14 protein-coding genes and 1 pseudogene are annotated in these 18,063 nt (G+C 58.3%); 11 read left to right on the top strand and 4 right to left on the bottom strand.

Annotation, left to right across the window (positions count from 1 at the left end; genetic code table 11):
- Position 1 precedes the first annotated feature (1 nt).
- Entirely contained in the window at positions 2 to 1,675 is a 1,674-nt protein-coding gene (locus ASG19_RS14740) for an FAD/NAD(P)-binding protein (protein ID WP_062458765.1), read from the bottom strand.
- A gap of 356 nt (positions 1,676 to 2,031) precedes the next feature.
- Between ASG19_RS14740 and ASG19_RS14735 the strand changes: the two genes are divergently transcribed.
- From ASG19_RS14735 to ASG19_RS14720, 4 genes and pseudogenes are all read left to right on the top strand, one after another.
- On the top strand, positions 2,032 to 3,027 hold the full coding sequence (locus ASG19_RS14735) for a glycosyltransferase family 4 protein (protein ID WP_244476181.1): 996 nt from the start codon (positions 2,032 to 2,034) through the stop codon (positions 3,025 to 3,027).
- Between the two features lie 71 nt (positions 3,028 to 3,098).
- Positions 3,099 to 4,241: pseudogene (locus ASG19_RS14730) on the top strand (glycosyltransferase family 1 protein); the annotation flags it as partial.
- Between the two features lie 121 nt (positions 4,242 to 4,362).
- Complete coding sequence (locus ASG19_RS14725; RefSeq protein WP_244476180.1) at positions 4,363 to 7,551, top strand: glycosyltransferase; 3,189 nt, start codon at positions 4,363 to 4,365, stop codon at positions 7,549 to 7,551.
- Entirely contained in the window at positions 7,548 to 9,785 is a 2,238-nt protein-coding gene (locus ASG19_RS14720; protein ID WP_062458758.1) for a glycosyltransferase family 4 protein, read from the top strand. Before ASG19_RS14725 ends, ASG19_RS14720 begins: the two co-directional genes overlap by 4 nt.
- Before the next feature lie 85 nt (positions 9,786 to 9,870).
- Here ASG19_RS14720 and ASG19_RS14715 read toward each other — a convergent pair whose 3' ends face one another.
- Entirely contained in the window at positions 9,871 to 10,551 is a 681-nt protein-coding gene (locus ASG19_RS14715; RefSeq protein WP_280136957.1) for a sugar transferase, read from the bottom strand.
- Positions 10,552 to 11,647: 1,096 nt separating this feature from the next.
- On the opposite strand from ASG19_RS14715, the gene ASG19_RS23940 reads away from it, so the two are divergent.
- On the top strand, positions 11,648 to 11,788 hold the full coding sequence (locus ASG19_RS23940) for a hypothetical protein (protein ID WP_156461709.1): 141 nt from the start codon (positions 11,648 to 11,650) through the stop codon (positions 11,786 to 11,788).
- Between the two features lie 14 nt (positions 11,789 to 11,802).
- Here ASG19_RS23940 and ASG19_RS14705 read toward each other — a convergent pair whose 3' ends face one another.
- Both ASG19_RS14705 and ASG19_RS14700 read right to left on the bottom strand, forming a co-directional pair.
- Positions 11,803 to 12,468 carry a DUF6030 family protein gene (locus ASG19_RS14705; RefSeq protein WP_062458753.1) on the bottom strand — a complete coding sequence of 222 codons (666 nt, stop codon included), beginning with the start codon at positions 12,466 to 12,468 and terminating at the stop codon, positions 11,803 to 11,805.
- A 424-nt stretch (positions 12,469 to 12,892) separates the two neighbouring features.
- Positions 12,893 to 13,099, bottom strand: a complete 207-nt coding sequence (locus ASG19_RS14700) for a hypothetical protein (RefSeq protein ID WP_062458749.1) — start codon at positions 13,097 to 13,099, stop codon at positions 12,893 to 12,895.
- Between the two features lie 272 nt (positions 13,100 to 13,371).
- On the opposite strand from ASG19_RS14700, the gene ASG19_RS14695 reads away from it, so the two are divergent.
- The 6 genes from ASG19_RS14695 (at position 13,372) to ASG19_RS14670 (ending at position 18,001) form a co-directional block, all read left to right on the top strand.
- Entirely contained in the window at positions 13,372 to 14,145 is a 774-nt protein-coding gene (locus ASG19_RS14695) for an amino acid ABC transporter substrate-binding protein (RefSeq protein ID WP_062460378.1), read from the top strand.
- Positions 14,146 to 14,239: 94 nt separating this feature from the next.
- Complete coding sequence (locus tag ASG19_RS14690) at positions 14,240 to 14,920, top strand: amino acid ABC transporter permease (RefSeq protein ID WP_062458746.1); 681 nt, start codon at positions 14,240 to 14,242, stop codon at positions 14,918 to 14,920.
- Entirely contained in the window at positions 14,917 to 15,678 is a 762-nt protein-coding gene (locus ASG19_RS14685) for an amino acid ABC transporter ATP-binding protein (protein WP_062458743.1), read from the top strand. Before ASG19_RS14690 ends, ASG19_RS14685 begins: the two co-directional genes overlap by 4 nt.
- Before the next feature lie 78 nt (positions 15,679 to 15,756).
- The gene (locus ASG19_RS14680; RefSeq protein WP_062458736.1) at positions 15,757 to 16,293 is read left to right on the top strand and encodes a hypothetical protein; all 537 of its coding nucleotides are present in this window, start codon (positions 15,757 to 15,759) and stop codon (positions 16,291 to 16,293) included.
- A gap of 182 nt (positions 16,294 to 16,475) precedes the next feature.
- Positions 16,476 to 17,582: a PAS domain-containing protein gene (locus ASG19_RS14675; RefSeq protein ID WP_062458733.1), complete on the top strand. Its 1,107-nt coding sequence runs from the start codon at positions 16,476 to 16,478 to the stop codon at positions 17,580 to 17,582.
- Between the two features lie 11 nt (positions 17,583 to 17,593).
- Positions 17,594 to 18,001, top strand: coding sequence for a response regulator (locus tag ASG19_RS14670; RefSeq protein WP_062458730.1), 408 nt, complete (start codon positions 17,594 to 17,596; stop codon positions 17,999 to 18,001).
- Positions 18,002 to 18,063 lie beyond the last annotated feature (62 nt).

Raw genomic sequence — 18,063 nt, 5'->3', positions numbered from 1 at the left:
CTTAAGCTTGCGCGATTATCAGGGGCGGCTCGTTCGATTTCAGGATCGCTTTCGAAATCACCTCGCCGATATCGCGCGCGCTCGTAATTCCCTGCACAAACGGAAGCTTGTGCAGCAGAAATGCGATCGAGCCGCAGTAGAGGTTGTTCGAGAGATTGTCCGTGAACACCAGCCGGAAATCGTCGTCGAGGTCGATCCCTCCTGTCCGGACTATCTCCTGCTCGGCGCCATCGAGAGAAAAAGCAGCCTTTGTTGCCGCTTTTCGAACGACACCCTGGCCAACGAGCGTCGGGAACGGAATGTCGCGGGCCGACAGCTCGTGCTGTCCTGTGGCGTCGATGAAAGCCTCAAACCGAAGCTCCCGTCCTTCCGTGCGAACGACAGCGCCCCGCTCCACGCTCTTGTTGTCGATCTCGCTGTTACTTCCGAGTGCCACGATCTCAAGCTTGCCGGTGCGATGGAGAGCGAGCAATCGGCGGATCGATTCATGCGGAACCGTCGCATAGTCATCGATGAACACAGTCTTGAAGTGTTTGTGGAACCGCTTGAGGTCATCAGCGTCCAGATGCGGTATCGCCTTCGCAATCACCTCATGCATCCGCAGGATGGCATAGCGCCATTCGACGGTCTGCTTCAGCTTCTTGTTCAGGTCCGCTTCGGCGAGGTTGCGCGCAGCCCAGGCGAACGCCTCGTTGGTCTCTCGAGCACGGAAATATGCTGGCGCGAGCGTCTCCACGGTTAGAAGCGACAGGCCGATGCTGGCGGCATAATCCGGATCGCAGGCCGCCAGCTCCTGTCTGAACAGATCGAATATCGCATCCAGAAGATCGAGTTTTCGCGTGGCAATCGCGTTTTCGATCGCCTGTTCGGTACAGAATGTCAGCGGGCGGTACGGGATTTCGCAGTAGAAATCGGCTTCGGGCAGCACCCCTTTGCGCGACATCATCGTCGCGCGATAGGCTTCTGTTCCCGGCAGCGGCTCATACTGAAGATCGCCCTGCCCATCGAGCATGAAGGCGCCATGTGCGGTAGAGACGGTAATCAGCGCATCGATGCCGCTCAACGACGTGCCCAGAATGCCGAGATTGCATGGAGGTATGGTTTTGAGAAGCGGTGCCGGCCACGGCGACATGAAGTAACCGGGCCGCACCTCGGTGGTCTCCGGCCAGTCGTGGCCAGTCGCCATCACCACGTGATCGAAACCGAATTCCGCCGGTTCGTCGTCCAAGGCTTTTACGCTCAACCGGATATCGTCTGCGCGCAGCTCGATATCGACGACACGATGCCGCGCCTTGAGGTGGATGGCGTGGCCGTTGGCGGTGGCGGCATTCAGAAGCTGCTGGAACTGCGCGTGCAGGAACTCTCCTAGAACCACGCGCGGATAAAACTCCCGCTCGCTGATGGCATCGCGTTCGACGCCGAGATGCTGCAACTCCATATCCGTCTGACGGCGAAGCCACTCGGTCAACGTTTCGCAGATTGGCGGCAGCTCGATGCTGGCAATGTTGGAGAGCATCGCCGCATCGTTAAGATCGGGGCGATAGGGGGTTCCCTTGCCGGGTTCCGCGTCGCTTTCGAAGATGGTGATCTCGAGCGGTTCAGACTTCCCGATGAGGCCCTTCAGCGTGTAGATGCCGGTCGGACCGGATCCGATGATTGCAACTCTCAATGACATATGCCCGATCTATCCTTGCAGGAACCAGAAAGTCTGGAGACTGCGCCAACAAGGCTGATGCCTCGAGGTTCCGTCACGACGCAATGATCGCCGCTCCACGTTAGGTCCGGCTGTATGTCTGCCTGACAGTGGAACCGTTCCCATTTCCGGAAGTTTGTGACGTCGAACATCGCGATCCCGTTCTTCAGTGTCAATGATTAGAGACGTGTATGAGACCACGGCGTATTGTCGTCATCAGTGATTTTCAGGATGGAATCTGGAGCGAGGAGGACCTCCCGCCTCCTCGAAGCTTTGGAACGCTATGGTCATCAGGTTCACGCGGATCTCCTCCCCTGTCCATTCCGGATACGAACGACGTGGTTGTCGACGGCGGCTATATCGAGCGGCTTCCCCTCGCAGCCCTCAAGGACGGGCTGGTCGATTGCGCGGAAATCTGGACGCATTGGCGCGGCGGTGACCCTCCGCCAGAGTGGCGTTCCGGCGATCAGTCGCTGGTGCGCCGTGCATTCCGGATGAACGGTCCGGAGGCTCCCTTTGCCTCGAACGACATGCTCGGGCATATCGAGGCGTTCGGCGCTCCCGACATACTGTGTGTCTGGGGACTTGGGGTGAGCGAGGAGATCATGCTTGCCTGCCGCGACAGCTTTAAGATCTACAACTCCATCGACGCCCCGGCACTTCGCGTGCCGTTCGAGGTCAGCCGTCATTTCGATCTCGTGATCACGGGAGCGGAGTGGCAGTCGGAGGTTGTTCGCGCCCGGCATCCTGACATGCGCACAGTCGTGATGCCGATCGGACCCGAATTCTCATCCGAGATGACATTCCGGCCGCTGAACCTTCCGAAGATCTATGACGTGATCTATGTGGCGGCCGCCCAGCCCTACAAGCGCCACGACATGCTCTTCGAAGCGCTGGGTAAGCTACCGCGGTCGCTCCGGACCCTTTGCGTCTTTGGTTACGGAGAACTCGTACCGGAGTTGAGGCGCCATGCGGACGCGCTGGGCATCAATGTCGATTTCATTGAGCCGCCGGGAATACCCTTCGACGACGTCAACCGGTTGATGAACCAGTCACGGATCGGCGTCGTCTGCGGCGTCGACGACGGAGCACCTGCCATTCTCACCGAATATATGCTGGCCGGCATTCCCGTCCTCGCCAACAGCGCGCTTCGGTGCGGATTACAATACATTATGCCGGAGACGGGCCGAATGGCTTCAGAGCAGGACTTTCACGACGGTATCCGGGATCTGCTCGGGCTCGCCGACGGGATGAAACCACGCGAGACAGTGCTGGAAAACTGGACGTGGCAGCATAGCATCAGCCGCCTGCGAGATTTGATGAACGACAGGTAACAGAATTATGATGAGCGTCCGGAACTTTGCTGCCCAGGCTTTGTTTGGCGGCATCTGTTTCGAGGTGCTTGATGAACGTTCTGAATTCCTTCCCGCAAACGCCTGATGCCTCCCTGCCTATCGATACGCCGCTCATCTGCTTCTCGCATCTGCGCTGGGACTTTGTCCTGCAGCGGCCGCAGCACCTAATGCAGCGCTTCTCTCAGGATCGTCAGGTCTTCTTTTTCGAGGAATTCATTCCAACCGATCATCATCTTGCCTACCTGGAAATTCACCCATTCGCCGGTACGTCCGTCAAGGCGATCCGGCCAAGAGTTCCGCATTGGTGGAGCGAAGCCGAGCGGGATCGGGCGCTTAGCCGCCTGCTCGACGATCTCATCCTGCTTCACGGTGGGCGGCGGCCGATACTCTGGTTCTACACGCCGATGATGTATTCTTTCGCGCAGCATGTGGACGCGGCGGCGGTTGTCTACGACTGCATGGACGAGCTGGCCAACTTCAAGTTTGCGCCGCCTCAGCTGAAAGATATGGAAAACGCGCTGATGGCGCGCGCGGACGCGGTCTTTACCGGCGGGGTGAGCCTCTACGAGGCAAAGCGCGATCTGCATGACAACATCCATGCCTTCCCATCCAGTGTCGATTCGCACCATTTCCGCGCAGCACGAAACTCGGTTGCCGATCCAAGCGATCAGGCAAAGATCTCTCACCCACGGTTAGGCTTCTACGGCGTCATCGACGAACGCCTCGATCTCGACCTGATCCGCGCAGCGGCTGCAGCGCGACCGGACTACTCCTTCGTTTTTCTCGGTCCGATCGCCAAGATATCGCCGTCCGATCTGCCGCGCGCGGCCAATATTCACTACCTCGGGCACAAGTCCTATGCCGACCTGCCGTCCTATCTGGCGGGTTGGGATGCGGCGCTCATGCCGTTTGCACTCAATGAGGCAACCCGTTTCATCAGCCCCACCAAGACGCCTGAATATCTGGCGGCAGGGCGACCGGTCGTCAGCACAAAGATTGCAGACGTCGTTCGTACCTACGGTGATACGCCGGGCGTGTTTTTTGCCGACGATGCCGACAGCTTTGTCAGCGGATGCGATGCCGCGCTTGCCCTTGCCCGCGCCGATACGTCCTGGCTCGAAGCGGTTGACAAGATGCTCGCGCGCTCGTCCTGGGATGCCACGTTCAAGAGCATGGCGATGATTGTCGACCAGACGGCTGTCGATCCTCCATTGCCATCTGCGCTGCTCGGCAAAAACGACATTCTGGTGCATTCAGAGCGTGACTAGGATGCCGCGGATAGTCCTTGCGACGGATAGCCTGGACCCATCCGGGATGGGCGAGCATATGGTTGCCTTGGCGCGCGGGCTGTGCGGGCAGGCCGATGTGTTCATTGCGCTGTTGTCGGAAGACCGGGCAGGATTGCTCCCGCGCGCTGCCCGTCTCGGCCTCGGCATCAAACTTGCGGATGACGTCGATGACTTTGCTCAATGGCTGTCCAGCAGCAATGTCGACCTCCTGCATGTCCATGCGGGGATCGGATGGGAGGGGCACGCGCTGGTCGAGGCCGCGAACCGAGCCGGTATCCCGGTCATTCGCACGGAGCATCTTCCTTATCTCCTCACCGACCGCGACCAGCAGGACGAGTATCAGCGACGCACGCGGGATGTCGCCCATCACGTCGTGGTTTCGGAAGCCTCCCGGGACAGTTTTCGCGGGCACATTGCGCCCGACCGACTGACGGTTATCCGCAACGGTATCTTCGTGCCGCAGCAGACGGCAACAGGCGACGCACTTCGTCGGGACCTCGATGTGCGTGACGAGATCGTGCTTGTGACCATTGCCCGGTTGACCGCGCAGAAGGATCACAAGACCCTCCTCGAAGCCATGCCGCAGATTCTGGAGGCGCACCCCTCCTTGTGCCTTCTCCTGGTCGGATCCGGCGAGGAACGCGTGAGGCTCGGGGCTTTGGCGGATGAGCTCGGCATCTCCGACCGCATTCGATTTACCGGACATCGCCCGGATGTCGCCAACATCATCGCTCTCGGCCACCTCTTCGTTCTGCCATCGCTGTTCGAAGGCCTGCCGCTTGCGGTGCTCGAGGCGATGTCGCTCGGCTGCCCGGTCGTTGCAACCCGGATCGGCGGCACCGTCGAGGCGCTCGGGGAGGACCACCCGCTTTTCGCCACACCCGGCAGTTCCGCTTCAATGGCCACTGTCGTCATCGCGGCGCTTTCGGATCGGCAGAGACTTGCGCATGTCGCCGAGGCTGCCCGCGTCCGCTTCGACAATCACTTTTCCGCACATCGCATGGCGAGGGAAACGAGAGCGGTCTACGACCGGTTCATTTCCCAGCCTGCCAATCTCATGCAAAAGGACCTATCCATGCAGAAGACACGCCTCGCCTTTATCGGCGTTGGAGGTATCGCGCACCGCCATCTCGATGTCATCTCCGGCTTCGACGATGTGGAACTCGTCGGGTTCGCGGATCCGGATATCGGCCGCGCCGATCAGGCCGCAGCGCGCTTCGGAGCGAAATCCTTCGCCCACCACCGCGACATGCTGGACGCCGTCCGCCCCGATGCTGTCTATGTCTGCGTGCCGCCGTTTGCGCACGGGGAGCCGGAGCGGGACCTGATCGAGCGCGGCATTCCATTCTTCGTCGAAAAGCCGGTTTCGCTTGACATCGGGACGGCCGAAGAGATCTCGGCTGCCGTGACGGCGAAGGGTCTCGTGACCGGCGTCGGCTACCACTGGCGCTACCTCGACATCGTCGATGAGGCCCGCAATCTCCTCAAGGACAATCCCGCCCAGCTTCTGTCCGGCTACTGGCTGGATAGCACGCCCCCGCCGCAGTGGTGGTGGAAGCAGGACAAGTCCGGCGGACAGATGGTGGAGCAGGCGACCCATCTTCTCGACCTTGCGCGTTTTCTTGTCGGCGAGGTGACCGAAGTCTACGGGCGTGCCGGCCACACGGACAGGCCCGAATTTCCGGGCCTCGACGTGCCGACCGTGACAACAGCAACCCTGACATTCGAAACCGGGGTTGTTGCGAACGTTGCCTCCACCTGCCTTCTCGGCTGGAGCCATCGCGTCGGGCTTCACATCTTTGCGGACCGTCTCGCGATCGAGCTTACCGACCGCGACATCATGGTGGATGTCGGCCGAGGCCGGCCGGTCCGTGGCGCAGACGGCGACCCCGTGTGGCGCGAAGATCGCGACTTCATCGATGCCGTTCGCGGCGGGGAAAACCGGATCCGCTGCCCCTATTCTGAAGCCCTTGCAACGCACCGGCTGGCGCTGGCTGTCGTTGCCTCTGTGCAGGAAGGCAAGCCGGTTTCGATCGCGCCGCCAGAGATGCGCCAGCCCGAGCCTTTGCCCCTGCAATTCCAGCCTCGGCCGGAAGCTCCTCAGCCGGGATTGGCACCGGGGCACCGGATCATCCGCTCACTTGGCGTCGAGGCCCCCGGGCGGTCCTATTTCTTCGAATACGAGGAAGGCCCTCCCGGCGATGGCCAGGTTCGGCTCGACACGATCTACACCGGTCTTTCCGCAGGGACCGAACTGACGTTCCTCAAAAACACCAACCCCTATTTCCGCTCGCGCTTTGATGGCGAGCGCGGGGTGTTTATCGAGAACGAACCGGACCTGCACTATCCGGTCCCGTTCCTTGGCTACATGGAAGTTGCCAGGGTTTCAGAGTCGCGCACAGGCGGTTTTGCGCAAGGCGAGGTGGTCGCATCCGCCTACGGCCATAAATCGGGCCACACGGCCAACCCGTTCCACGATCTGCTGGTGCCATTGCCGGCCGAAATAGATCCCGTGCTCGGCGTCCTTGTCGCCCAGATGGGGCCGATTGCCGCAAACGGCATTCTGCATGCCGATGCCGAAGCCTATGGGGCTCACGTGCCCTTCCTCGGTGCGGGCGTGAAGGATCGCCCGGTTATCGTGATCGGCGCCGGCACAGTGGGGCTGATGACTGCCCTGTTTGCGAAATCCCTGGGTGCATCCGAGGTTATCGTGACTGACCCATCAGAGTTCCGCCGTCAAAAAGCGGAAGCGATGGGCCTTCAGGCCATGACCGAGGAGCACGCGTGGCAGCATGCCAAGGCCCGCTGGCATGATGGCGCGATGGGACGCGGTGCAGATCTGGTGTTCCAGACACGTGCGTATTCAGGCAGCCTCAACACGGCGCTGAAAGCCTTGCGGCCGCAGGGCACGGTAATCGACCTTGCCTTCTACCAGGGCGGCGCTGATCAGTTGCGGTTGGGCGAAGAGTTCCACCACAACGGCCTCAACATCCGTTGCGCGCAGATCAACCGGGTTCCGCGTGGTCTTGGTGCGCTCTGGAACCGCGGCCGGCTCGCCCGCGCAACGGTCGATCTTCTCCGGACGCATGGCGACATCATCCGCCAGCATATGATCACCCACGTCATTCCGATGGACGACGCGCCGTCCTTCCTGACGGACCTGATCGAAAACCGTCCGGAATTCCTGCAGGTTGTCTTCAAGGTGGGCGAATGACACCTGAACCTCAGCCTGTACGGATTCTGTTCGTCTTCGCGTGGTTGGTGGTCGGCGGCGAGGAGACCGAAGTGCGGCTCCTCGCGGCAAACCTCGATCCGAAGCTCTACCGGATCGACGTCGTTGCCTGCTTCCGCAAGCCCGGAATGCCGGAGCAGACCCACGAGCAACTGCGGGCGCTCGGGGTCGATGTCGATACGACGCCTTACGATCTGTCCTTCGAAGATACGGTTGGCTATCTGGCCGGCAAGGTTCCTGGATACGACATCGTCGTTTCCAGCCAGAACGTTGCCGACATCTATCCGTCGCTCGAACGGCTCCATCTCCGCCCCCCGCTGATCGAGCATGGCGGTCTTGTTTCGGAGGCGGAAGCTGGCCCGAAGCACCTCACGAGCCGGTATGTCGGCGTCTGCCGCTCCATCCGCGACGCGGCTGCGTCAAAAATGCCCGGCCGCGAGCAGCACGCGCTCGAGATACCCTCGATGGTCGATCTCTCCGAGTTCAATTCGGCGAACCGCTCGGTCATGCGGTCAAAGCTTGGGTTGCGGGACGAGCAGGTCGTCATCGGTTGGGTCGGTCGGCTGGATCCGAAGAAGAATGTCGAAGACTTCATCCATGCCGCCGCACTGGTCGTCAGAGACAATGCGCATGCGCAGTTCGTCATTGTCGGCGGCCCCGATGCTTTCATGCCGGACTATGCCGATCACTTGAAGGATCTCACCCGCCGGCTGGGCTTGGCGGACAGGCTCATGTTTTTAGGCGATCGCAAGGATGTGGCCGAGCTTCTGTCGGCGTTCGATATATTTGTCTGGCTGTCGCGCGGCGAAGGCATGCCGCATGTCATTGCCGAAGCAGGTGCCGCCGCCCTGCCCGTCATCGCAACACCTGACAACGGCGCCCAGCAGCAGATCGACGACCAGGTCTCCGGCCTCTTCGTGCCCTATAACGATCCGGCCGCCGTCGCTGACAAGATCCGCTTACTTGCGGGCGACGAAGGTTTCCGCCGTTCTCTCGGACAAGCGTTGCGGCGCAAGGTCGAGGCGAGCTACTCGATCGAGGCCGTGTTGCCGCAGTGGACACAGCTTTTCAGCGACGTCCTTGCGGAGAAATCGCCGCAGGGGCCGACCGGCATCTTCAAATCGTTTCTGATGGGCGGTTTCGAATGCTCGACGCATCGACTACGTCCCGCTAACGGCGAAACAACCGGTCGACGCTTGGATATGATTGCGGCAATCGAGCACGATCGCTTTGCGGAGCAGGACTATCGTCAGCTTGCAGGACTTGGAATCCGTACGGTCCGCGATGGTTTTCGCTGGCATCTGATCGAAAAGTCCGGGACCTATGACTGGTCGAGCGTATTGCCGATGATCGAAGCCGCGCAGAAAACCGGCACGCAGGTCATCTGGGACCTCTTACACTACGGATGGCCTGACGATCTCGATATCTGGTCGCCGCAATTCGTCGATCGGTTTGCAGCCTTCGCCGGCGCCTGCGCACGGTTGGTTCGCGACAACACAAGCGAAGTGCCGTTCTATTGCCCCGTCAACGAAATCTCATTCTTCTCGTGGGGCGGCGGAGATGCCGCCTATCTCAACCCGTTCGCGCGTGGTCGAGGATTCGAGCTCAAGGTTCAGCTTGCCCGGGCCGCAATCGCTGCCATGGAGGAAATCCTGTTGGTCGACCCCCGCGCGCGCTTCGTTCACTGCGATCCGGTTATCAATGTCGTGGCGGACCAATCGAGACCTTTCGAGTCCGGCGTTGCTGAAGGTCACAGGCAGTCGCAGTTCCAGGGATGGGACCTCATCGCCGGCCGCATGTGGCCGCAGATCGGCGGTCAGGAGCGGTTTCTCGATATCATTGGCGTCAACTACTATTTCAACAACCAATGGATCCATGGCGGGCCGCCGATCGACATCGGTCATCCCAGCTACAAGCCGCTGAGCAGGATCCTTGCCGAAACCTACGCGCGTTATGGCAAGCCGATTTTGATTGCAGAAACCGGCATCGAGGATGAGCGGCGTGGGCCTTGGTACCGTTATGTCTCGGATCAGGCAAAACGTGCCATGCAGTCCGGTGTCCCGTTCGAGGGGATTTGCCTTTACCCGATCGCCAATCATCCGGGATGGGACGACGGACGGGCTTGTCAGAACGGATTGCTAGCAAGCAGCGTGTCTCTCGGTGGGCGAGCGGTAGATCCCGGACTGTCGTCGGCTATCCAAGGCAGCGTTGGTTGAGACCCAACCCCCGAAATATCAAACAAGCGACGGCGGCACCAGTGTGCCGCCGTTTGCTATTGGATCGGTTCGAAGAACGGTTGGCTTAGAAGCCCTTGCCATTCGTCAGTTCCATCCTGATGGTTTGGAGGATGATGTAGACGTCAAGCCAGATCGAGAAATTGGCAACATAATAGAGATCGCAGGCGATGCGAGCCCGGGCTTTCGAAGCACGATCCGTTGGCCCTCGCAGGCCGCGCATTTGCGCCAGCCCGGTAAGACCAGGCCGCATGCTGTGTCGCTGGTGATAATCCGGAACGAGTTCCTCATAGGTAACGCCGGCCGCAAGCATGCCGACGGCGTGGCATCTCGGACCGACAAGAGACATGTCCCCTTTGAGCACGTTGATGAGTTGCGGCAGTTCGTCGATATTGGATTTGCGAATGAACCGGCCGACCCGTGTAATCCGGGGATCGTTCCGAGTTGTCTGTGCGACGCCAGACACATCTCCCCGGTCGGTAAACATCGATCTGAACTTATAGATTTTAATTTTGCGACCGTCCTTCCCCCATCGAATCTGGGAAAACAGCGGTGACCCTCTGCTCTCGGCACGGATGATCGCGCATATCAGGACGAACAGGGGAAGAAGCGTAACCAGGGCAATCAGGGATATCAGCATGTCGACTGCGCGCTTGGCCGCGAATTCCCAAGCCGCAGGCTGGTCACTATATGTAAGCTTATAATTATCATTCGCCGAACTACCGGCAAGGTACTCACTAGCATCCAGTTGTACCACCAGCTCCACAGCACTCAAGGGAACCATCCAATATACGAGAGTTAATATATGATCGTCTTATCAATACTCCATATCTCGATTCTAAACACGAGTCAGCCCGGAACTTAATAAATGGTTAAATATAAAGCAAGCAATATTGCTTTATTATTACATATGAAATTAGATTTGATACGTGGATTCGCAGCAACGTGCGGCGAATCCCTCCGGTTCGTTCGAGAGAACCGTGATATTTTGCGGTCGACGACTTGAGAGATCGATCAAATTATGCGCTGCACAGTTTTGCTATCATTGCCGCAATAAATTCGTCGCTTCCCGCACAGTACGCACATACCGAGATGTGCGTTGCTTCCAAACAGAAATCCCCGGGCGCATGAACGAAGGTTCGGGGAACGCTGCAAAAAAAGGGAACGGGTATACTTACCAAACGGGTAAGACGATCGGGTACAAGATCGACAACGGCAAGATCTGCCTGCAATTTCCGAACGGACAGAAAGATTGCGTAAGCGCCGAAACTGACGGCAAGCGCTCTGAAATGATCATTAGAAAAGGTGATCGCTCCGACCTACAATCAGGCTCTTGCCGCAGCCCTCCTGGACTAGGGTCACATCACTCGCCAACAGCTACGATCCATTCGGCGTGATGTTATTTGTGCCTTGCGTTTTAATCTGAAAAATATACTAGATGTAGATGCAAAATACGGGTGATTAGAGAGGTTGAGATGGCCGCTTTACACGTAATTTCGAAGTTAACTATTGCGACATTACTCCTCGCAGCTTCGCTCGGGGCGTCGGCATACGCGGCGGACATCATTCAGCGGTCGAGGTATAACGAGACGCAACCGAACACACATCTTGTCCGCTCGAGCTACGTCACAGAGGAATGCGAACTGCTTGAGATCACCTACCGAGAACCGCGCCAGATCGAAATCGTCAGGGTCTGTTACCCGCCGATTTTCTGAGCGCGAAGTTTCTCGGCGAGCGTTTTCATGGTCGATCGGCGGGCGCTACAGTTAGGTTCAATTTGACCGATCACACTAACTGTATTCGAACTATTGTGCGGTACATATTCCTCATCTTGTGAGGGAAAAATGTCGCGTCGTTTCAGAAATCTGTCATTTGCTTTCGGTGTCTCCATTGCTCTCTGGGCTGTCATCATCCAGGGCATCAGCCAGATTGCCGAGCACATCGGCACGCCTCACGACACGACTGTCACGGCAAGTATCAAGTAGATACGAAAATCAACTCAGTTTGTGACTTGCTGAGCAGGGGCTTTCGGAAGCGGATACGTTCCAACGAGATTGTATCGACTTTCATCCAGCATTTCCCGCTTATATGAAATGGTTGCCGCCGCAATCTCTCTGCGAAAATCTTGCCCGCGCGCCAAGGCGTCTCCGAGCGAAATGGACAGATACGCATCGAGATCGAGCAAGCGTGCAGCAATTGCGGACGCCTGATAGGCGAGCGCTTCCCGTTCGGACAAAGTTCCGAAGCTTATTTTCAGCCGAAATGTCGCGTTCCCTGCAGCCTCCCTACCCCGGATCTGGACGAATATCGATGACTGACGTCCCAAATCCGCTCCCGTCACGAGATAGCTGCATTCCCATTTGGCGCCACCGTCTTCGCGGGTAAACACAGGCTCCACCTCGGCAAGGGCTGCAAGAGTAGCGCACTGCTCGTCAGCACGTATCGGGGCGCGGCCCTTCAAGAGGCGGGCTTTCTTTGCAAAGACCACCGATACCCCCATGCTTGCCTGCGCGGCGGACTGTGCATTGACAAAGGGCACGCTCAGGTTCGCAACGCTGCTTTGCTGGAAACCCAGCCGCAGCAACAAAAGCTTGAGACGCGTGTGATCATTGGAGAGGAGAAGGCTTGCACCGATTGCGCTTGAGAAGGCGGCGAACAGGAGCATGAAGACGACGAGACCTCCCGGCCCCCGATGCCTTCCCCCTTCCGCAAACCGCCTATCGTTGTAATATCTGCTCAAGCCAAGAAAACCTCGTGAGCACTGCAAAAAACAGGAAAGGTACTTTAGGAAATAGAAACTGAAAAGAATCTGGCGTGCATTACAAAGGCACGAACCCGACTTTCTTATTTACAAAAATGGCAATATCGATCGTTTTATTATTCCAATATTACGTTGGCACTGACCCGAGCGCATGCGCTAACGGAAAGCATAATATCTCGCTACCGCAGTGCACGCTAGAGGCGTTTTATTATTCAGCTGCTACTAAACGAAGAATGATTCGAGCCTAGATGTGGGTCATCACAGCCTCCGGCCAAAATCCGTTGGCGAGGGCGTTGGTACAGTTCGAAGGCTCCAGATTTTCAGACGCCTAATCCGCCTTATCGTCTGAACTCACCGGCTTGCTGGTTGGGGGCGAAACACCTCCGCCGTGATCGGCCGACCACGTCTGCGGCGAGCTGCTATGAGACTTTGAATCGCTCGAAGTTTGCTCGCGCTCCTGGCTATGCTCACCCTGCGTGCTCCCTTCCGCCTGTGGCTCCTCATTGCCGGTTTCGCCGCGTTTTTCTTCGGTCATGATGTTGCTCCTGTTCGGCGAAACAACAGCTAGAGCACGCAAGGGTTCCGCCCGGGTCTTCCGGGACAACAGATTGCGGCACGATGGCGTCTTGCCGGAAATCCTGCGCAAAAGCTGTGTCGTGGTTGCGTCGGGTCATGCGCGAAGAAAAATGAGCAAAATAATCTCATTTGCCTGTTTTATTTGCTCGATCCTCTCCTCCAACAGCACAGGTTTTCCTAGATAACACCGCATCGAAAGGCCATCAGGCCTGATGCCCGAAAGGAATGACCATGAACTGGCTGAAATCCATCGCTGCTGCCGCCCTGCTGCAGGCCGTTGCCATCACTCCGTCTGTCGCTGGCGAAAACCTCGACCAGATCAAGGCCGCCGGCGTGATCAAGATCGGGACGGAAGGCACCTATGCGCCCTTCACTTTCCACGACAGCGCCAACAAGCTGACCGGCTTCGACGTCGAGATCGGCGAGGCTGTCGCCAACAAGCTTGGCGTGAAGGCAGAATTCATCGAAGGCAAGTGGGATGGCCTCATCGCTGGCATCGATGCCAAACGCTATGATGCCGTCATCAATCAGGTCGGCATCACCGAAGCCCGCAAGCAGAAATATGCCTTCTCCGACCCCTATATCGCGTCCAAGGCCGTGCTGATCGTTCGCAGCAATGACGAGGAGATCAAAGGGTTCGAAAGCCTCAAGGGCAAGAAGTCGGCACAGTCGCTGACCAGCAACTTCGGCAAGCTGGCCGAGGCGTCTGGAGCAGAGCTCGTCGGCACCGACGGCTTTGACCAGTCGATCCAGCTGGTTCTGACCCGCCGCGCCGATGCCACGATCAACGACAGCCTCTCCTTCCTCGATTTCAAGAAGAAGCAGCCTCAGGCTCCCGTTAAGATCGTTGCCGAAAAGGCGGATGCCGATTTCTCTGGCATCATCGTTCGCAAGGGCGACGACGAGCTGGTTTCAGCCATCAACAAGGCGCTCGCCGACATCAAGGCGGACGGAACCTACAAGACGATTTCTGACAAGTATTTCGGTCAGGACGTCTCGAAGTAAGAACGGACTGTTCCGTTCTTGAAACTGCGCCATATGTATCGAGATCAGAGCGCTCGGCGACCATCGCCGGGCGTCATATGTTTTGAGGTTCGCCGTGCCGCACTGGCTTCAATTGATGATCGATTCGTTGCCGACACTTCTGTGGGCCGGCGTGAAATTTACGATCCCGCTGACACTCCTTTCCTTTGTGCTGGGCCTATCGCTGGGGCTTGTCACCGCGGTCGCACGGTTGTTCGGGCCGTGGCCGGTTTCAGCAATCGCTCGCTTCTATGTATGGATCATTCGCGGTACACCACTCCTTGTGCAGCTCTTCGTGATCTTCTACGGCCTGCCGAGTGTGGGAATTCTGCTTGATGCCTTTACGGCGGCCCTGATCGGCTTCACGCTCAATGTCGGTGCCTACACGTCGGAAATCATCCGTGCAGCCATCTCCTCCGTCCCCAAGGGTCAGTGGGAAGCCGCCTATTCCACCGGCATGAACTGGCGCCAGGCGATGCGGCGCACGATCCTGCCGCAGGCAAGCCGGGTATCCGTGCCGCCTCTGTCAAACACGTTCATATCGCTGGTCAAGGATACCTCGCTTGCCGCGGCAATTACCGTGCCCGAACTTTTCCAGTCCGCGCAGCGTATCGTTGCCACGACGTATGAGCCGCTCATCCTCTATATCGAGGCCGCCATCATCTATCTCGCTCTGAGCTCCATCCTGTCTCACCTGCAGTCCCGACTCGAATTTCGCTTTGCCCGATACGGCGGCATGCTGGAGGCCAACCGATGATCGAACTGTCGCATATCGAAAAGCGTTTCGGCGACGCCGTCATTCTGAAGGATATCTCTCTCAGCTTTCCGGAGGGCAGCGTTTCGGCTCTGGTCGGACCGTCGGGCGGCGGCAAGAGTACCTTGCTCCGCTGCATCAACCTCCTGGAGCAACCGACTGCCGGAAGCGTGCGCATCGGCGCTGAGAGCGTCGACTTTGCACCCGGCCGCAAGGCGCCGTGGCAATCCATTCAGAAAGTGCGCAGCCAGACGGGAATGGTGTTTCAGAACTTCCAGCTTTTCCCACATCGCACGGCCATCGAAAACGTCATGGAAGGGCTGCTTGTCGTCCAGAAATGGTCCCGCGAAAAAGCCAGGGCGCGCGCCATGGAATTGCTGACGAAAGTCGGCATGGAACACAAGGCCGATGCCTGGCCCGCCAATCTCTCAGGCGGCCAGCAGCAGCGTGTGGCAATTGCACGGGCGCTCGCGCCCTCGCCGAAGGTTCTTTTGTGCGACGAACCGACTTCGGCGCTTGACCCGGAGCTTTCCGCCGAGGTCGTCGACGTGCTCGGCACCCTTGCCAAAGAGGGCACGACCATGGTGATGGCGACGCACGATCTGCGACTTGCCTCGCAGGTTGCCAATCTCGTTGTCTTTCTCGAGGCGGGGCAGGTCGTCGAGATCGGCAGCGCCGAACAGGTCTTTCGCAACCCTGTCCACGAACGCACACGTCAGTTCGTGTCGTCGATCAACGCCGCGCAGACCTTCTCGGCGTAGCCATTCCGGTGCTGCACGCCACTGCTGAAACCGCGTGCGGCCGTTGTTTGCATATTCAAAGACAGGGGTTGCTGAGCGATGACACAGACACGACCGCCACTCGATCCCCTCACCCAGGCGACGGTCACGATCGCCTGGGTGATCGTATTCAATAAGCCATTCTATCCCGTCTATGTCTGGTATCTCGTCGGCAATGGCGTGGCTGCGTCATGCGCTACCTTGCTTGCCGCCCCCCTGTTTCTCGCGATCCCTTTCATTGCTCGCCAATCACCTTTCATGGCGCGGTTGGCGTTGCCAATCGTCGGCACGCTCGACACGTTGTTCGAGACCAAACTGTTCGGGCATGGTTCGGGGACGGCGCTTTTTTTCGGTGCCTGCTTCATGCTTTCCGCACTGTCCTTTTTTGCCCAGGAGAAGTGGTGGCAGCGCGGCATGGCGGCCTTTGTCTTCGCTGTGTTTCTATTCTCGCAGTATCTTCTCGGTCCTCCATTGCGGGTGTGGAGCGATCCTGACCTTGCCATCCTGCTCAGGCTCAACATGTTCTCGGTCGCATGCCTGATGGCCTTTATCGCCATACGTTATGCCGGTCTTGAGACGAGATGTGAGCGCCACTAACCATTTGTGATCCCGCGACTGCACAGTGCCTAATCTCCGCAACATCTGGAAACACGGAATTTTCAGGTTTTCCCTAGAGAATGGAGCGGATTGCTGACGACCGTCAATTTTAACAGGATGTCGGAACCTGTCCGCGGTTAAAGCATTATTTTTCGCAACGCTTATGAGGGGCGACGGACTTTATGGCTGTGGAAAAAGATGTTCGCGGCGCAAGAGACGCAGGCGACCGGCTAATCGCCGCCCACGCATCCGGAGATCCGTTCGCAGCAGCTTTCAAAGCAACACGCATGCCGATGATCATCACCGATCCACGCCAGGTCGATAACCCGATCATCTTTTCAAATCGAGCGTTCTCGAAGTTAACCGGGTACTCGGCGCAGGAACTTGTTGGGCGCAACTGCCGCCTCTTACAGGGTCCGCAAACTGACCCTGCGGCTGTTGCCAAAATTCGGGAAGCGGTGTCGCAAGAGCGGGATCTTGCGATCGACATTCTCAACTATCGGCGCGACGGCACGACCTTCTGGAATGCTCTGTTCGTCAGCCCGGTTCGAAACGAAGATGGGCAAGTCATCTACTTCTTCGCGTCTCAGTTGGACTTTACCAACATCAAGAGCAAAGAGGCAGAGTTAGCGGCGGCTCGGCATATCGCGGAAGAGGAAGTCGCAAGGCGCACAGCGGACCTGACGGACGCGCTGACAACAAAGACCGCGCTCGTTCACGAAGTCGACCACCGCGTCAAAAACAATCTCCTCACCATCGCCTCGATCGTCAAGCTCCAGGCGCGGATGGCGGAGGACGAGGTAGCAAAGCGGACCCTGTTTTCCGTCCTCAGCCGCGTCGAAGCGCTGAGCACTGTTCACCGTAAGCTTCTGAATGACGATGATGTCGGCCATTTCGATGTTGCAGAGTTCGCAGGCGACCTCATCGTTGATGTGGTCGGCGCGCTTAGGCGATCTGACATTGTGATGACAACCGACCTGCACGAAGTCATCGTCCCGGCTGACAAGGCATCACCTCTCGCTCTTATCTTGAACGAGCTGATCGGTGATGTCGTTCGACGCGGCCTGAGCGATGGCGGCGGCGAAATTCACCTGGAAGTGAGACGCCTGAACGGACACTTCTTGGTAAGGGTCGTCGACACGGTCACCCCCGTTGTCTTTGACCAGCGCGAACACGACTTCGGCAGACTGATGCTGGAGACCTGTGCCAGGCAGCTGGGCGCTGAAATCGAACGGAAAACGGATGGCAAGCGCACAGAAGTGAGCGTTACCCTGATGGTCAATGAGTAAGGAACAGAATTTTGCGCGTGATGATCGTGGAAGACGAGGCGCTGCTGGCGCTCGAACTTGAAACTGAGGTCGAGGCTGCGGGTCACGATGTTGTCGGCCAGGCGGCTTCAAGCTCGACCGCATACGAACTTGCTGAAAAGACTGCGCCTGACTTCGCTTTCGTCGACATCCAACTTCTTGATGGCCCGACAGGGATCGACGTCGGAAAATTCCTTGCTTCGAAAAACGTCCCTTACATATTTGTTTCAGGAAATTTGAAGCGGATCCCGGATGATTTTGCTGGCGCGCTCGGCGCAATCGAGAAGCCGTACACGATGAACGGACTGCAGAACGCCTTGGATTATCTGGCGCTACGGGTCGAAGGTGGGGAAGTACCGAGCCCCCCTCCTGGCCTAATCCTGGCCTCCGAGGTCGCCTGACTGTTTAGAAGCATGGGCGCCGCCCTGTCTAACCGTGTCCATCTATCCGCAGACATCGGATA

The organism is Rhizobium sp. Leaf306, from assembly GCF_001423425.1.
GTDB lineage: Bacteria > Pseudomonadota > Alphaproteobacteria > Rhizobiales > Rhizobiaceae > Neorhizobium > Neorhizobium soli.
The sequence above is the reverse complement of the archived record's forward strand: the minus strand, read 5'-3'. Positions and strand labels throughout refer to the sequence as shown.